Origin of the sequence: Mobiluncus curtisii ATCC 43063 (assembly GCF_000196535.1) — a bacterium.
GTDB lineage: Bacteria > Actinomycetota > Actinomycetes > Actinomycetales > Actinomycetaceae > Mobiluncus > Mobiluncus curtisii.
Window position 1 is genome coordinate 831,229 of record NC_014246.1, and the last position, 15,640, is coordinate 846,868.

At 56.0% G+C, this 15,640-nt stretch carries 14 protein-coding genes; 11 read left to right on the forward strand and 3 right to left on the reverse strand.

The genetic code is table 11. The annotated features are described in order from the left end of the window. The first annotated feature begins 136 nt into the window (after positions 1 to 136). The 4 genes from rpsF to rplI all read left to right on the forward strand — a co-directional run bounded on the left by rpsF (position 137) and on the right by rplI (position 1,922). Entirely contained in the window at positions 137 to 424 is a 288-nt protein-coding gene (rpsF, locus tag HMPREF0573_RS03505) for a 30S ribosomal protein S6 (protein WP_004007785.1), read from the forward strand. A 131-nt stretch (positions 425 to 555) separates the two neighbouring features. Next, positions 556 to 1,104: a single-stranded DNA-binding protein gene (locus tag HMPREF0573_RS03510; protein WP_004007784.1), complete on the forward strand. Its 549-nt coding sequence runs from the start codon at positions 556 to 558 to the stop codon at positions 1,102 to 1,104. Between the two features lie 86 nt (positions 1,105 to 1,190). Continuing rightward, positions 1,191 to 1,436, forward strand: coding sequence for a 30S ribosomal protein S18 (gene rpsR, locus HMPREF0573_RS03515; protein WP_004007783.1), 246 nt, complete (start codon positions 1,191 to 1,193; stop codon positions 1,434 to 1,436). Between the two features lie 21 nt (positions 1,437 to 1,457). Then, positions 1,458 to 1,922 carry a 50S ribosomal protein L9 gene (gene rplI / locus HMPREF0573_RS03520; protein ID WP_004007782.1) on the forward strand — a complete coding sequence of 155 codons (465 nt, stop codon included), beginning with the start codon at positions 1,458 to 1,460 and terminating at the stop codon, positions 1,920 to 1,922. Between the two features lie 50 nt (positions 1,923 to 1,972). Here the strand turns inward: rplI and dnaB are convergent, their stop codons facing one another. Then, positions 1,973 to 3,349, reverse strand: a complete 1,377-nt coding sequence (gene dnaB, locus HMPREF0573_RS03525) for a replicative DNA helicase (protein WP_041797930.1) — start codon at positions 3,347 to 3,349, stop codon at positions 1,973 to 1,975. Between the two features lie 675 nt (positions 3,350 to 4,024). On the opposite strand from dnaB, the gene HMPREF0573_RS03530 reads away from it, so the two are divergent. Continuing rightward, entirely contained in the window at positions 4,025 to 5,728 is a 1,704-nt protein-coding gene (locus HMPREF0573_RS03530) for an SLC13 family permease (RefSeq protein ID WP_004007778.1), read from the forward strand. A gap of 57 nt (positions 5,729 to 5,785) precedes the next feature. Here HMPREF0573_RS03530 and HMPREF0573_RS03535 read toward each other — a convergent pair whose 3' ends face one another. Further along, a complete protein-coding gene (locus tag HMPREF0573_RS03535; protein WP_013188911.1) occupies positions 5,786 to 6,940 on the reverse strand; it encodes a DUF418 domain-containing protein in 1,155 nt (384 codons plus the stop codon). Positions 6,941 to 6,988: 48 nt separating this feature from the next. Continuing rightward, positions 6,989 to 8,269 (reverse strand): diaminopimelate dehydrogenase, encoded by a 1,281-nt coding sequence (locus tag HMPREF0573_RS03540; RefSeq protein WP_236589732.1) that lies wholly within the window; start codon positions 8,267 to 8,269, stop codon positions 6,989 to 6,991. 209 nt (positions 8,270 to 8,478) lie between these two features. On the opposite strand from HMPREF0573_RS03540, the gene HMPREF0573_RS03545 reads away from it, so the two are divergent. From HMPREF0573_RS03545 to HMPREF0573_RS03570, 6 genes are all read left to right on the forward strand, one after another. Continuing rightward, a complete protein-coding gene (locus tag HMPREF0573_RS03545; protein WP_004011387.1) occupies positions 8,479 to 9,045 on the forward strand; it encodes a 2-oxoacid:acceptor oxidoreductase family protein in 567 nt (188 codons plus the stop codon). 66 nt (positions 9,046 to 9,111) lie between these two features. Next, complete coding sequence (locus HMPREF0573_RS03550; RefSeq protein ID WP_013188913.1) at positions 9,112 to 10,470, forward strand: transketolase C-terminal domain-containing protein; 1,359 nt, start codon at positions 9,112 to 9,114, stop codon at positions 10,468 to 10,470. Between the two features lie 21 nt (positions 10,471 to 10,491). After that, the gene (locus tag HMPREF0573_RS03555; RefSeq protein ID WP_013188914.1) at positions 10,492 to 11,643 is read left to right on the forward strand and encodes a thiamine pyrophosphate-dependent enzyme; all 1,152 of its coding nucleotides are present in this window, start codon (positions 10,492 to 10,494) and stop codon (positions 11,641 to 11,643) included. A gap of 41 nt (positions 11,644 to 11,684) precedes the next feature. Continuing rightward, positions 11,685 to 13,334, forward strand: coding sequence for an NAD(P)-binding protein (locus HMPREF0573_RS03560; RefSeq protein ID WP_041797932.1), 1,650 nt, complete (start codon positions 11,685 to 11,687; stop codon positions 13,332 to 13,334). A gap of 226 nt (positions 13,335 to 13,560) precedes the next feature. Then, positions 13,561 to 13,773, forward strand: coding sequence for a hypothetical protein (locus HMPREF0573_RS03565; protein WP_236589730.1), 213 nt, complete (start codon positions 13,561 to 13,563; stop codon positions 13,771 to 13,773). Next, positions 13,770 to 15,626 carry a hypothetical protein gene (locus HMPREF0573_RS03570; RefSeq protein ID WP_013188917.1) on the forward strand — a complete coding sequence of 619 codons (1,857 nt, stop codon included), beginning with the start codon at positions 13,770 to 13,772 and terminating at the stop codon, positions 15,624 to 15,626. The genes HMPREF0573_RS03565 and HMPREF0573_RS03570 overlap by 4 nt, the downstream gene beginning before the upstream one ends. The last annotated feature ends 14 nt before the right edge of the window (positions 15,627 to 15,640 follow it).

A 15,640-nucleotide genomic window follows, 5' to 3' on the forward strand; every position in this document is an offset into this window, starting at 1 on the left:
GCTATCGCTTCATAGACCTGTGAATTGGCTAAAGTGAGCGGAAAACGTTAGAATCGTAAGGCTGTTTTGGCACCGCGCCAAGACGGCAACTCCTGCTCCGGAGAGACCGGGGCCGTTAAGACCAAAGGAGAGTTACATGCGGAAATATGAAATGATGGTGATTATCGACCCCGAGGTCGATGAACGCACTGTCGAACCCTCGATGAGTGCCCTGTTTGGTCAGGTAAAAGACCTGGGGGGCAAAGTTGAGAAACTTGATGTGTGGGGCAAGCGCAAGCTCGCCTACCCCATTTTGAAAAAGACGGACGGGATTTATGTGGTTGTCGATATGGAAACCACCCCGGAAATCGCCAAGGAATTGGACCGTCAGCTGGGTCTAAACGAGTCGATTCTGCGCACCAAACTGATGCGCAAGGATGCCTAATTTTTCCACTCAAACGGAGGCGAATTTTGGTCTCCAGGGTCCCTGATATGTTGAGTAGAGCCGGAAACGGCGGTACACAGAGAGCGGATTTTGGCACCACGCCCCGGATTGATTGTAACTAAGGAGAAACAATGGCAGGCGACACGATTATCACGGTAATAGGCAACTTAACGGCTGACCCGGAACTGCGCTGGGGTCAATCTGGCACGGCGCTGGCTTCGTTTACGATTGCGTCAACTCCGCGTTCCTTTGACCGCGCCTCCAACAGCTGGAAAGACGGCGAAGCTCTGTTCTTGCGGTGTACCGCTTGGCGGGAACTGGCAGAAAATGTCGCGGAATCCCTGCACAAGGGGTCGCGCGTCATTGCGCAGGGTCGTTTGCAGCAGCGCTCTTGGGAAGCCCAAGACGGCTCTCGTCGCACCTCTGTGGAACTGACGGTTGACGAGATTGGTCCGTCCTTGCGTTTTGCTACCGCTTCGGTAAACCGGACTCAGCGCGGTGAGGGTGGCTTTGGTGCCAACCCGAACGGCGGCGGCTACAACAGTGCTCCTGGCGGAGTTGGTCCGCAGCCCACTTACGGAGCTCCCGCTGGAGGATCCGATGGGGATGCCTGGAGTTCGCCCGCGCCTGGATATGGTGCTCCCGCCGATTCCAGCTTTGGCGAGAATCCGCCGTTCTAAACCGGTCTGCCGTGTTAAGGTTTTCAACCCTGGCATTCCGACACAGCATAGATAAGTTTTTCAACACAATATAAAAGGAGATCAATATGGGTAAGCAGATGCGCAATAACACCAAGCCCATTAAGAAAAAGACCAACCCGTTAAAGGCTCAAAAGGTTGGCAACATTGATTACAAAGACACCGCTTTGCTGCGCAAGTTCATTTCGGACCGCGGCAAGATTCGCGCCCGTCGCGTCACTGGTGTGTCCGTGCAGGAACAGCGTCAGATTGCGAAAGCGGTTAAGAACGCCCGCGAGATGGCATTGCTGCCCTACTCCGGTTCCGGCCGCTGATTTTGAGGGAGGAAGTTAGCCATGACTCAGAATACGAAAGTTGTTTTGACACACGAAGTTGCCAAGCTCGGTAACGCTGGTGACGTGGTTGAGGTACGTCCCGGTTACGCACGCAACTACCTGCTGCCTCGTCGTTTGGCGATGCCCTGGACCAAGGGATCCCAGGTAGAAATCGACCGGATGAAGGCCGCCTTGGCAAAGAAGCAGATTGCTTCGATGGAAGTCGCGCAGGCAGTGCAAGCCAAACTTGCCGAGGGAGATCCAGTGTTGATTGACGCCAAGGCTGGCGCGAACGGGCGTCTGTTTGGGGCTATCACCACCGCTCAGATTGCGGCGGCAGTGAAAGAGCAAAAGGGCGCGGAAATCGACAAGCGCAAGATTGTCATCGAGCAGCCCATTAAGTCGGTCGGTACTTACCAACTGACAGTGCGTCTGTTCGAAGAACTCACCTCACCGCTCGAGGTCACGGTGCGGGCTGAGAAGTAGAGCCTAAACAAGCGGTGCCGGAAACCTGTGGGTTTCCGGCACCTGGCTTTTTAATAGTCCGGAGGCGGGGGTTCTTCTTGATTGGCGCGAATGCCCGAGACAAAACGCGAAAACTTGCCCTGGAACTGCAGGTTAATTATTTCGGTACGACCATTACGGTGCTTGGCGATATTGAGGTCAGCTTCACCGGGTCGATCATCGGTGTTGTAATACTCAGGGCGATGCAACAGCAACACCATGTCGGCATCCTGCTCCAAAGATCCCGATTCTCGCAGGTCGCTCATCATCGGTTTCTTATCAGTACGAGACTCCGGTCCACGGTTCAACTGAGCGACCCCAATGACCGGCACCTCCAGCTCTTTTGCCAACAGCTTTAAGGACCGTGAAATCTCTGAAACTTCCTGTTGACGCGACTCAATACGCTTGTGTGAACTCATCAACTGGATGTAATCCACGACGATGAGTGACAAATCGTGGGAATGCTTTAAACGCCGGCATTTGGCACGAATATCGGGCATGGTCAGGTTCGGGGAATCATCAATAAAGAAAGGCGCGGACTTCATCCGGTTATATGCCGAAGCGATATTGTCCCAATTAGCTTGGTTCTGTTGACCGTCATTGGGCATTCCCGCAAACAGCAGAGACAGTGGCACGCTGGCTTCCGCGGAAAGCATCCTCTTAATGATGTCCGCGGCGGACATCTCCAGTGAAAAAATCGCCGCGGTACGCTTCTCTCTGAGAGTCACGTGACGCAAAATATCCAGCGCGAAAGTTGATTTACCCATTGCCGGACGGGCTGCCACAATGACCAACTGACCGGCGTGCAAGCCGTTCGTAACCCGGTCAAAATCGAGAAACCCCGTGTGCACGGTGTGCGGGTCATCATCGGTTTGCTGGATTTCGTCCAAGACTGGCGTCAGCAGTTCGGATAGCAGTCGATAGTCCTCAGAAGTGCGCTTTTCGCTGACACGGTCCAGCTCAGCGTGAGCCGTATTGATGAGTTCATCCGCATCCGTGGTGTCGATGGCGTAGCCGAGTTGGGTGATGCGGGTGCCTGCTTCGACCAGACCGCGTAACGTCGCCTGGTCGCGCACAATCTGGGCATAGTAGGCAGCGTTAGCGGCGGTGGGCACCGAGTGGACAACGGTATGAATGTAATCTAAACCGCCGATGCGAGAGAGCTGTCCGCGTTTCTCCAGTTCAGCAGGAACCGTCACCGGATCGGATGCCGCTCCCGCAGCGTAGAGGTCCAGGATGGTGTTAAAGATAATCTCGTGACGCGAGTCGTAGAAATCGCTGGGCAGCAGCAGCTTATAAGTGTCGGCAATAGCGTTCTTGGACAAAATCATGGCACCGAGTACACATTGTTCTGCCAGGATGTTATGTGGGGGAATCCGGTCAAGCGGAGGTGCGTCGGTGTCTTCCACAGGTCCTCCTTTCGCCGACACTTCACCCCTGACGAAAAGGGGTGAAAAGAATAAACATCAGGTCTCAAACCTACGCTTTCGGTGTTCACTAAGCAAACCATTTTGGTGGAAAATAAGTGGATAACCCGGCATAAAGCTGTGGATAAGCCGTGGGTAAGAGGGTGAATTGGTTTTGGAAGGGTGCGGTTACCGCGGCTTGTCTGGCAAAGTTAGGTGAGATGTCGCGGTTTAGAAACTCACAGGTTATCCACAGTCGCTGTGAATTAAGGATGGCAGCGCTGCGGAGGTAAAACCTTTCACTACGTAAATAAGGTTTAAGTGGACAAAATGCCGTTGAACTGGGTATTTATGCTTGCAGCGGGTCCCTTTAGCACACTTGCGACGGCTTTGGCAAGCAGACCAAAGGTGAAAATTCCCTCGACGTCCGAGATTTTATCCACAGGTTATCCACACCCCTGGAAAACCGCGGACACAGACCGATCCGTGCCCGGACTGGTGAACTATCAAGGTGCGAAAAAAGCTAATCTCACATACTGACACGGGGATAACCTGGACGTTTACCAAAAAAATCCCGATAATGGTTGCCGGTTTGAGATTTGCTTCTCAAATTGTCATATACAATGTGCCAAGTCAGCTCAAAGCTGAGCTGATTAATCACGAAAGGCACGCAAAAGTATGAGTGTAAAGGAAGTCCTTCCGGTTGATAGACACGATGTGGAGCAATCCGAAGGCGAAAAGAAAATCTCAAAAGTTCGTATCATCGGGCTCTTCGGTGGCATCATTCTGGGTGCCATCGTTTATTTTTTGATTCCGCGTGACGCGGTAGACGTCATTACCAAGTCTGTCGGCGCTGACGTTATCAAAGAAGAAGAAATGAATGTCGGTGCAGTGTACCTGGTCGCTGGGATTTCGGTCATGATGGCTATCTGGTGGATGACCGAAGCTATCTCGCTGGCTGCGACAGCAATGGTTCCGCTGGTGTTATTCCCCCTGCTGGAAGTCAACGACTACGCCGGCACTGCCGGATCCTACGCTTCAGACACGATTTACCTGTTCATGGGCGGGTTCATCCTGGCTATTGCCATGCAGCGCTGGCACTTTGACCGGCGCGTGGCTCTGGGTATCGTCCGCGTCGTCGGGGTGAAGCCACGCCGTCTGGTGCTGGGCTTCATGATTGCTACCGGCTTTATTTCGATGTGGGTGTCCAACACCGCTACCGCTGTGATGATGCTACCCATCGGTCTGTCTGTAGTGCAGCTGTTTGAATCAGCTCGAGACAAGAACTCCGCCGCCAGCAAAGGACTGGATGTGGAAGCCGCCTACGGTGGCGCTATCCACGGTGGTGTGATGTCCGGTCTGTTGAACGAAGGCGACGATGTGGCTTCGGCCATGGCGGAAAAGAAAGGTATCAAGCGTTCCAACTTTGCTGTCGGTTTGATGCTGGCTATCGCCTACTCCGCCTCTATCGGCTCGTTGGCGACCCCCATCGGGACCCCCCCGAACACCCTTTTGAAGGCGTACATGAGCGATACCCTGCACTACGACATTAACTTCGGCAAGTGGTTCCTGATGGGGCTGCCGATGGTCATTGTCTTTACGCTGTTCGCCTGGTGGATTTTGACTTTCGTCATGTTCAAGCCGGAAGTTGATGAAATCCCCGGCGGTAAGGAACTGATTAACGAAGAATACGCCAAGCTTGGGAAATTGCGTGGCGGCGAATTGCTGGTTATGTTGCTGTTCATCCTGGCAGTGTTCTGCTGGATTTTCGTGCCGCTGATTTTGAAGGCTACCGGCATTGAAGGTCCCAAGAAGCTTGACGCTATCGTGGCGATGAGCGTGGCGGTGTTGCTGTTCATCATCCCCGGTAAGCCCAACGGGGAACGTCTGGTGACCTGGAACGAAGCCAAGACAATTCCGTGGGACATCCTGCTGTTGTTCGGTGGCGGTCTGTCGCTGTCCAAGCAGTTTGAGCACACCGGTCTGTCTTACTACATTGGCGAACAGGTGAAGGGACTGGCAGGAGCCCCAATCGTGCTGATTGTGCTGGCTGTCGCTGCCCTGGTGCTGGCGCTGACCGAGTTGACTTCCAACACTGCCACCGCTGCTGCCTTCCTGCCGATTATCGGTGGCGTCGCCATGGGTATCGGCTTGCAAGGTCCTAACGTCATGATTCTGACAATCCCGGCAGCTCTGGCTGCGACCTGTGCGTTCATGCTCCCCGTAGCGACCCCGCCAAACGCTATTGCTTACGGTTCTGGGTATCTCAAGATTACCGACATGATCAAGGGCGGTTTCATCATCGCTCTGGTGGGCTTGGTGCTGATTACCATCACGGTATTTGCCCTGGCTATCCCCATCTTTGGTCTGGTGTTGCCGTAAACGGTTTCTAAACGCAAACGTGTTCGGTCGGTGGGTTTCCTGCCGACCGACACGTTTTTAATCGTTTTTGGTGGGTTTTCCCGCGGCGCAATCGGCGCGGTGAGGAGGATCGCTCAAGCGCGCCAGGAAGGCTTCTAGGGGACCTTTGCCAAATCGTAACCGCCACAGGCTCGCGACCAGCAGGAAAACGACAATCATGATGATGAGGGAGGGGATGAGTCCGGCATAGCCAAACAGGCGAAACGTGACGGCGTGCCAGATAATGTGGAGGGTATAAATGGTCAGCGCCATCGAGCCCAACGCCGCCAACGGGGAAAAGAATCCGTTGAAAGTGGGTCCTGCCAGCAGCAACAGGGAAGTCAGCCCCACGCACCAAGCCGTGTTTGCCACGGTTTCCGCTACCGAATCCGTATGTGGCGCGATATAGATCAGGGTTTGATACCAAAACTGTGCCGGAGTGGGATTGGCGATAGACAGGGTGTCGTTCTCGAAAAGTACCCCCGAAAACCTCCCCAAACGCAGCGAATCAACAGCGGTGCCGACCCCGAAAATTACGCCAGCAGTTCCCAACCCGATGACCGCACCGTACTTCTGCAGTCGACGCGCCTGGAGGGTCACCCCCGCCCAACCCAAACGCCACAGAATCAACCCGGTGAGGACGTAGATGAGGAACGTGGGCATCTGATAATCATTGAGTCCCAGGACCACGCCAATTTCGGACGGTAAAAACAGCAGGTTCAGGTAGTGCCACAACGGGATGCCTACGACCAGCAACAAACCGATAACTCCCAGCTGCATGGGAACGGACAGACCTGCCCAGAACAGTGCGCAAACCATCCACACCCCGTAGTTATCGAGAATCAGCAGGATACGGGTGTTGATGAGGCTCAGCAGGGTAGCGAGAAGGATTAAGAAAGCAGCGCGCACCAGGATTTTTTCACCGTAAAAGCGTCTCGATAACGCGGGGGAACCGGCAAAACGGCGTGACAGACGCTGCTGCATGATACCCATCGAAACCCCTGCGAGCAGCGCAAACAGCGGGGCGGAACGACCATGAGACAAGGCCATCACGCCAGAGACGGGACCTTGCACCGAAACCCACATGTGCGCCGTGAACATGCCCAAAATCGCCAGACCACGTGCCATATCCAAACCGACCACTCGACCGGTCAGGGTCGGTCGCCCCAGCAGCCGCTGCGCAAAATCCGTCACAGAGGCAGTTTAGCTGACCGGAGAGCTCAGAGAAGCCCCCAGATTAGGCTACGACTCGGAAATCTGGAAACGAAGCTTTTCTGGCGAGTCAGGATGCATCCAGATGGGAGGAATTTCCATCATGGTGTGTGCCCCTGACCAGCCAGCTTGCCCGGCCCGGTAAGCCGCCCGAGCCGCTGCCACCATGACGTAGGCGGTGAACTCGGGATTATCGTCCATGTCGATTTCCAACTTAATCTGTTCATTAACGCCCTGGGAGGTCGAGGCGCGCGACAAAATCAGTCCAGCATGGATGAGTCTGGAATGAAACTCGCGCATTTCGTCGCGGCTCAGGAAGGTAACCTGGGTGTCGTAGTCGGCAAACCAGCCCGGCATTTCCATGATTTCCTCACGCAGCTGCTCTTTGTCATAGGCTGGGTCAGCCACCACGTAGCACTCCATGTAGTGCAGGGCTTTGCGAGAATCATCATAGATGGGTTCCCCGTTGAGCACTGCGGTAAGGGGTTCCTCTTTGGGTACCTGGTAAGCCACCGCGTCTAACACGCCGTCAAAAGCGCGAATCGCATTGGACCACTGCATCGAAATCCCGCGCCCCCAAAATGTGTAAGTTTTCGTCTTGGGGAACAGCGAGTCAGAGATAACCCGGAACATCGACATCAGACCCGGCTCCCAACCGACGGCGCACAAAGACACGTGTTTGGTGGATTGTCCCGCTTGGTCTACCGCTGCGAAGTAATCGGGGAATGCTTTGTAAACTGGCTGAAAAACCGGCTCTTTGATAAATGCGGGCAGCATCATACCGGAGACTTCATGAATGCCTTCATCGAGGTCTTCCGCACCATCTCCGCCAGGAGCCGCATTCCCATCTGCCGTTGCCTGTGAAGTTGCTTCCGGAACGGCAGTTTGCTCCACGCCGGCGGCGGCATCAAGAGCTGCCTGGCGTGCAGCGATATCTTTCGCCATGTTCTCCAGTTCCTCCATGCGCAGCTGACGTTTCGCGTCGACTTCCGCGGCCGAGGGTGGATTGCCGCGCAAGGGGTGGGCGTCAACAGTGTGGAAGTATTGGGCGAGCTGGGGGGTTTCTTCCTGCAGCTTGGTCGCCAAGGTGTCACAAATAATGACCACGTCGATACGGTCAGCGAACTGTGCCACCGTATCAGTGGGGTAAACCTTGGCGTAAGAGTTTTGCAGTTTTTGCGGGTCGCGTTTGGAAAAAATCGCCACCAGTTCCATATCGCGACACTTGCCCACGGCTTTGGCAGCCGCTTTGCCATAGTTACCGAATCCGACCACCCCGACGCGAATACGAGTGTCTTCTTGCTGTGTCATCGTTGCCCCCATTGGCTCGTGCGTGCCACAAGTTTAGCTCATTTACGCTTAACCTAAAGGGGAAATCGTAGCGCGGGCACGTTTTTTGCAAGTCTATGCTGCTTTTAAAGACTGCCCAAGCCCAATTTTTTACGGGGACTGTTCATTGCAAAACCCCGGTTTTATCCGCGATAGAGGACAAAACCGGGTGGGAAACATAGGCTCGAAACATGGTTGAGATTCGAGTACACGGTCGCGGTGGTCAGGGTGTGGTTACCGCTTCCGATTTAATGGCTTACGCGGCTTTTGCTGACGGCCACCACGCCCAAGCCTTCCCGTCTTTCGGGTCGGAACGGACCGGCGCTCCCGTCGTGAGCTATTGCCGGATTGAAGATAAGGCAATTCGCTCTCGGGAACCTATCTTGGATCCGGACATTGTCATCGTACAAGACCCGACCTTGCTGGCAATTATGGATCCGTTTTCGGGACTGAAAGATAACGGATACGCGCTGGTAAATTCCCAAAAGACCGCTGCCGAACTGGGGGTGTCAGAGCTCGAGACCAGGCTGCCGCAGGGTCATTTTATGTCCATGCCCGCCTCTGAAATCGCCCTGGAAAAGCTGGGACGTCCCCTGCCGAACGCAGTTTTGCTGGGCGGACTGGCAGCGCTGACCGGGATCATCAAACTGGAATCGGTCGAGGACGCCATTCGTGGCAAGTTTAAAGGCAAAGTCGGTGACTCCAACGTAGAAGCCGCCGCGACCGCTTATGAATATGTAAAAGCAAACATGGTCTGAAATGCCCCCGCGGCACCGGGACAGTGTGGCGCGCCCCGGACTCGGCACTAAAAGGAAGAAGAAGAAATGCTGAAACAAATCGAAGGCTCCCAGGCGATTGCTCGAGCCGTCGCGGCTTGCCAGCCCAACGTGGTCGCTGCCTACCCCATCAGTCCCCAAACCCACATCGTCGAAGCCCTGTCCGCCCTGGTGAAGTCCGGTCAACTCGAACATTGTGAATACGTCAACGTCGAGAGCGAGTTTGCTGCCATGAGTGCCTGTATCGGGTCTTCAGCCGTGGGGGCACGTTCCTATACCGCTACCGCTTCACAAGGTCTGCTCTATATGGTCGAGGCCGTGTATAACGCTGCCGGTCTGGGCTTTCCCATCGTAATGACCGTGGCGAACCGAGCCATCGGTGCGCCTATCAATATCTGGAATGACCACAGCGACTCGATGAGCCAGCGTGATTCCGGATGGCTGCAACTGTTTGCTGAAAACAACCAAGAGGCCGCGGACCTGCACGTGCAGGCGTTTCGCATCGCGGAGGAACTCAGCGTACCGGTGATGGTGTGCATGGACGGGTTTATCCTCACCCACGCGGTCGAACAGGTCGACCTGCCCGAATCGGAACAGGTCAAACAGTTCCTGCCCCCTTATGAACCCCGTCAAGTACTGGACCCGGACGATCCGCTCTCTATCGGGGCAATGGTCGGTCCCGAAGCCTTTACCGAAGTGCGCTATATCGCCCACCACAAGATGCTGCAGGCCTTGGACCTCATTCCGCAGGTACAGTCTGAGTTTAAGAGTATTTTTGGGCGAGATTCCGGCGGTTTGCTGCACACCTACCGTTGCGAGGACGCCGAAACCATCATTGTGGCGCTGGGCTCCGTGGTCGGCACGCTCAAGGACGTGGTTGATCAGCGGCGTGAGAATGGCGAAAAGATTGGCATTATGTCTCTCGTGTCCTTCCGGCCCTTCCCCTTCGCGGCCATCCGTGAGGTGTTGCAAAGCGCGAAGCGCGTGGTGTGTCTCGAAAAAGCCTTCCAGCTGGGGATTGGCGGGATTGTTTCTTCCGAGCTGCGCGCGGCGATGCGCGGACTGCCTTTCACCTGCTACGAAGTTATTGCTGGGTTGGGTGGGCGCAACATCACCAAGAATTCCCTGCACGCCATGCTGGATCAGGCCGTGGCAGACACCATCGAGCCTCTGACCTTCATGGACTTGGACATGGAACTGGTGCAAGGAGAACTGGAGCGAGAAGCCGCTACCCGGCGCTCCGGCGCTTTTGCCACCAACCTGCAACGCGAACGGGTGCTGCGCGCCAACGCAAAAATTGCCGAAGCCGGTCCGAAACCCAAGGCGGACAAGGTCGGCAACCCGCGCGTGGCTTCCCCGTCCATCAAGCAAGACGCCGTCCCGGTAGTGCCCGACCAGGCCGAATAAGCCGGAACAGAGGAGAAGAAAATGACTGAAATCACGCAATCTACACAGACCGAAATTCCGGCTCGCGAACAGGTCAAGTTCTATCAAGTCGGCTCCTTCGCGGTCGGTAACCGGTTGGCAGACCTGCAGTGGCGTTCCCTGCAATCCGACCCGAACCGGAAAAACTCCTTGACTTCCGGACACCGCGCCTGTCAGGGCTGTGGTGAAGCGTTGGGAGCTCGCTACGCGATTGATACCGCTACGACTGCCGCCAAAGGCAAAATGGTGGCAATCAACGCGACCGGCTGCTTGGAAGTGTTTTCGACCCCGTACCCGGAAACCGCGTGGACGATTCCCTGGATGCACTCCCTGTTTGGCAACGCCGCTGCGGTGGCAGCCGGAGCGGCCGCGGGTTTGAAAGCTATGGGCAAAGACGACATTCGTGTGGTCGCCCAAGGCGGAGACGGTGGCACCGTCGATATTGGGATGGCTTGCTTATCCGGCATGTTTGAACGTAACGACGACGTCCTGTTTATCTGTTACGACAACGAAGCCTATATGAACACCGGGGTGCAGCGTTCCGGGGCAACCCCGGCGGCGGCACGCACCGCGACGACTCAGCCGGTCGGCGAACATCCCGGCAACGTGTTTACCCAGGGTAAAGACATGCCGCGGATTGCGATGGCACACGAGATTCCTTACGTCGCCACCGCGACCGTAGCGGATTTGCGTGACTTGGAATACAAGGTGCAAAAGGCGATGACTTACCGCGGAGCGCGCTACCTGCATGTTTTGGTGCCCTGTCCGCTGGGGTGGGGTTCAAACTCAAACTTGACGGTCACTTTGGCTCGTTTGGCGATTCAGACCGGGCTGTTCCCCGTGTATGAAGCGGAGAACGGAGAGATTACTTCCGTCACCAAGATTCGTCGTCCTGCCCCGGTCGAGGCTTACTTGAAGCCGCAGCGTCGTTTCGCTCACGTCTTCAAAGGTCCGGATTCGCGCGAAGTGTTGGCGCGGATTCAAGCCATTGCCGACCGAAACATTAAACGTTACGGCTTGATTGAGATGGATTCACTGGACGAGGACGTGCGGGAACGTATCTTGAGTGCTCCCGATGACCCGGCGGGACGTTTTGCTGCGGCACTGCCCGGGCGGCAGGTAATGGACGTCAGCAACGAACCCGAAACCGACTAACGGGCGCCCGGAAGCTATTGAAAAAGTTAGAGGAAACGAAAATGACACCAGCCAAACTTGAACTGAAGAAAGAGGAAACTATTCCTTTTGCGATTACCCTCGAGGTCGGTTCTTCCCTTGAGAACGAGACCGGTTCGTGGCGCACCGAGCGACCCGTCTATGTGAGTAACCTACCGCCGTGCAACAAGGCTTGTCCGGCAGGGGAAAACTGCCAACAGTGGCTGTTTTATGCCGAAGAAGGCAGGTATCGTCAGGCCTGGGAACAGATGATGGCTGACAACCCGTTGCCGGCGGTGATGGGACGCGTGTGCTACCACCCTTGTCAGACTGCCTGTAACCGCGGCATGGTGGACGAAGCGGTGGGTATCAACGCGATTGAACGCTTCGTAGGGGACAAAGCCCTGCTGGAAGGGTGGACGGTCGGTCTGCTCGCTCCCGAAAGTGGCAAGAAAGTGCTGGTGGTGGGAGCGGGTCCCTCCGGGTTGTCGGCTGCCTACCATCTGCGCCGGATGGGTCACACCGTCACGGTGCGGGACGCCGGTCCGATGGCAGGGGGCATGATGCGGTTTGGGATTCCTTCCTACCGGCTGCCGCGTGGCATCCTCGATCAGGAAGTGAAGCGTATCGCCGACATGGGGGTCACTTTTGAGTTCAACTCAAAGGTAGAGAACGTGGCTGAAGTCGCGGGTGATTTCGATGCCGTGTTCCTGGCTATTGGTGCCCAGATGGGTCGTCACGCTGACATTCCCGCCGGGGATTCTGCAAAAGTGATGGACGCGGTGGATATGTTGGCAGATATGGAAACCGACGAGAAACCGATGCTGGGACGCCGCGTCGTCATTTACGGTGGCGGGAACACGGCGGTGGATGCGGCCCGGACCGCGAAACGCTTGGGCGCCGAAGAGGCGATTATCGTGTATCGCCGGACTCGCGACCGCGCACCTGCCCATGATTCGGAAATCATGGAGGCTGAGGAAGAAGGCGTCATGATGAAGTGGCTCTCCACGATTAAGCACGTGGACGGCGGGGCTATCAAGATTGAAAAAATGGTGTTGAACGAGGAAGGCTTCCCGGTCGGCACCGGCGAGTATGAGGAGCTGGGCGCCGATTCAGTCATTATGGCGCTGGGTCAGGAAACTGATTTGGGTATCGTCGAGAAAGCTCCCGGCATCGAGGTTGAAAAGGGCGTGGTAAAGGTCGATTCCCGCATGATGACGGGGATGAAAGGCGTGTTTGCCGGGGGCGATATGGTGCCCTCCAATCGCACCGTCACCATCGCGATCGGTCACGGTAAAAAGGCTGCTCGCTGCATTGACGCCTACCTACATGGCGAGGAATATCAGGCGCGGGACAAAGCTCCTGACGCCGCCATCAAACGTATGAACACCTGGTACTATGCGGACGCTCCCCGCCAGATTCGCGACAAGATTGAAGGTCCGCGTCGCGCCTCGACTTTTGACGAGGTCGTGCAGGGTTTAGACGAAGAATCCGCCGTTTTTGAGGCGCGCCGCTGCATGAGCTGCGGTAACTGTTTCGGATGTGACAACTGTTTCGGGGTGTGCCCGGATAACGCTATCACCAAGATTCGACCCACTCAGTACGTGTTCAAGTACGACTACTGCAAGGGCTGTGGCATCTGCTCCGAAGAATGCCCGTGCGGGGCGATTTCGATGGTTCCCGAAAATATCTGAACCCGGTTTACGGATTCCGGCTCGGTCAAGGTTTTCTAAAAACTTGACCGAGCCGGCGAGTTTTTAGGCGTTTTTCCGCGCAAAAGTCCGGGTGCGAGGAGTTTTCCACAAGTGTGGCGGGAAGCGGTTATCCACTTTTAAAACGGTCACAAGTGTGGTGGCGGATGTCCTCCGGTTAGGTTGGTGGTGCCGGAGCCTCACTGGTGACGGTGCGCAAAGGGGGAAGATGATGGCGCAGATGTGTTACTGGGGACTGTTCAGCCGGCAACACGCTCAGGCGGTAGCCCATTTTTGTAAGGCAGAAAACCTCACGTGGCTGGGGGTGGCGGCACAGGTCTATAACGAGAGGTGGCGAGAGCGGCTGCGGGACCTAGAAATTTTGGGTGACTACATCAATGAGCTAGAGGATGCCAAAGCGAGTTTGGAGGCACTGCTGTGAGCTGGCTCGACGATGTTTCTATTGGGGACGACCGCAGTCCGGTGGTGGGCCATCCGCAAGATTTTTTGGTAGGTGGCGGACCCGGCTTGTGCGTAGACACGGACCAGATGGAACAACTGAGGGCGAGCCTGCAGCATAGCGCGCAAGTCCTGGACGCGTTGACGCACTGCATCTCCGTTGAACAGTCCCGCCTGGCACACCGCTATTACACGGTTCATGCCCGGTTGGTCAGACTGTGCGAGACCCCGGAAGGCGCCGCCCTGTACAGTTCCCAGCTGGCAGCTCTGGAGTCAGCGTGGGTTCGTTTTGAAAACGCGGCAGCAGTGGCGTGTCAGGCTCGCTGTGGCACCGTGGCGGTGAGTCAGCAAATCGAGTCGCTGCGCCAGCAGCTTGAACGGGTCCTGGGAGTGTATAAACTGACCGAAGACGACCTCAGGAATCTATTTGCATCCTTTGATTTTGAAACGATTACGATGCGCCTGGTCGCGCACCAATTAGCGTTGCGGGAATATTTCCCTGCCAGTTTCACGGTGGACGGTCACGTCTATCACACGGGGCAAATGAGCGATACCGAGCTGGCAGCGGTGTTCCTCTCGTTGATGCAGGCGAAGCTCGGTGCCCAACGATACGGAGCGACGAACTCTCTGACGGTCAGCGGCAACGGTAATACCGCCATCTTGCACACGCCCGGCTTTGAGGATTCTACGGAACTGAACGCCGCTTTTGACGGCTGGTTTGATAAAGTCACTCCGCCAGACCTGATTCATGCCTCCGGGTGGGACGATCCCCTCACCGTGGCAGGGATGGTGCTTTTTGGACCTTTACAGTTCTTTACCTACCGGGGCATCTTGGAAAAAACCGGCGTCGTTCCACGAAAAACTGTGCCTTTCGGGAAACAGCTGCCCGCACTGTGGCTGCGCGCATATGACCAGAGAGCCTATGCCAAGTTCGCCGCCAGTCAACAGGAGACTCGGGACACTCGAAGGGCAAACTTTGCCAAAACCCCAACGGGCAAGCTCATCGGAGTAAACCGGGCGCAACGCCTGGAACGCAAACTATTGGCGACTCAACTATACAACCCACGTAAACAGGGCGGAGGCGCGGGGCTGGGGTGGACCATCGACGGGAGTCGAGCGGGGGCGACCCGAACATTCCCCAAAAATCCGGGCGACGTGTTCCGCTATTCCAATACTATTGACCCCTACGGTGACAGCGGGGCGTTCGAGATTCAGCGATGGCGCAATGCCGCCGGTCAGAAGGGAGTGCGGGTCATTCTGCGGGGTACCGAGAGTTGGGATGCTGGGTCGGGGATGCCCCAGGACATGTTGACAAATACGGAAGCGGTGGCGGGAATGAAGACCGGTCCAGCGCGAGCGGTGCAGGCAGCGCTGGAAAGCATGAAGGTGGACGCCACGACCCCGGTGGAATTGGTGGGGCACTCCCAAGCGGGAATTGTGGCGGCGAACCTGGCGGCGGATCCGTCATTTACCAGCCACTATAACGTGCGTTCGGTGATAACCGCCGGATCACCGGTGGCGGGAGCAATGAACCGGGTGCCCGAAAACATCCATATGATTTCGTTTGAAAACAGTAACGACTTGGTGCCGAAGCTGGAGGCGGGGCTGAATCCAGGTGCGGCGAACCATGTCACGGTATGGGGCAACCGGGGCAGCTTGTTTAACATTCCCGAGGCGCACAACCGGGATTCGGTATATGCCCAAATGGCGGATGATTTCCTGAACGCGCACTATTCACAAGGTGATTATTTCCTGAAATGTCGTAACAATGACATGAATCTTAATCACAAAATCGTATTCGCGGATTCGCAACGTTTTGAGATGACGCGAAATTAAATCGGGGAAGAATT

What these genes read in the sequence shown, in the direction of transcription:
- HMPREF0573_RS03530 (WP_004007778.1), top strand. Translation starts at nt 4,025, where the DNA reads ATGAGTGTAAAGGAAGTCCTTCCGGTTGATAGACACGATGTGGAGCAA.
- rplI (WP_004007782.1), top strand. Translation starts at nt 1,458, where the DNA reads ATGACTCAGAATACGAAAGTTGTTTTGACACACGAAGTTGCCAAGCTC.
- HMPREF0573_RS03540 (WP_236589732.1), bottom strand. Translation starts at nt 8,269, where the DNA reads ATGACACAGCAAGAAGACACTCGTATTCGCGTCGGGGTGGTCGGATTC.
- HMPREF0573_RS03555 (WP_013188914.1), top strand. Translation starts at nt 10,492, where the DNA reads ATGACTGAAATCACGCAATCTACACAGACCGAAATTCCGGCTCGCGAA.
- HMPREF0573_RS03550 (WP_013188913.1), top strand. Translation starts at nt 9,112, where the DNA reads ATGCTGAAACAAATCGAAGGCTCCCAGGCGATTGCTCGAGCCGTCGCG.
- HMPREF0573_RS03510 (WP_004007784.1), top strand. Translation starts at nt 556, where the DNA reads ATGGCAGGCGACACGATTATCACGGTAATAGGCAACTTAACGGCTGAC.
- HMPREF0573_RS03560 (WP_041797932.1), top strand. Translation starts at nt 11,685, where the DNA reads ATGACACCAGCCAAACTTGAACTGAAGAAAGAGGAAACTATTCCTTTT.
- HMPREF0573_RS03565 (WP_236589730.1), top strand. Translation starts at nt 13,561, where the DNA reads ATGATGGCGCAGATGTGTTACTGGGGACTGTTCAGCCGGCAACACGCT.
- HMPREF0573_RS03545 (WP_004011387.1), top strand. Translation starts at nt 8,479, where the DNA reads ATGGTTGAGATTCGAGTACACGGTCGCGGTGGTCAGGGTGTGGTTACC.
- rpsR (WP_004007783.1), top strand. Translation starts at nt 1,191, where the DNA reads ATGGGTAAGCAGATGCGCAATAACACCAAGCCCATTAAGAAAAAGACC.
- rpsF (WP_004007785.1), top strand. Translation starts at nt 137, where the DNA reads ATGCGGAAATATGAAATGATGGTGATTATCGACCCCGAGGTCGATGAA.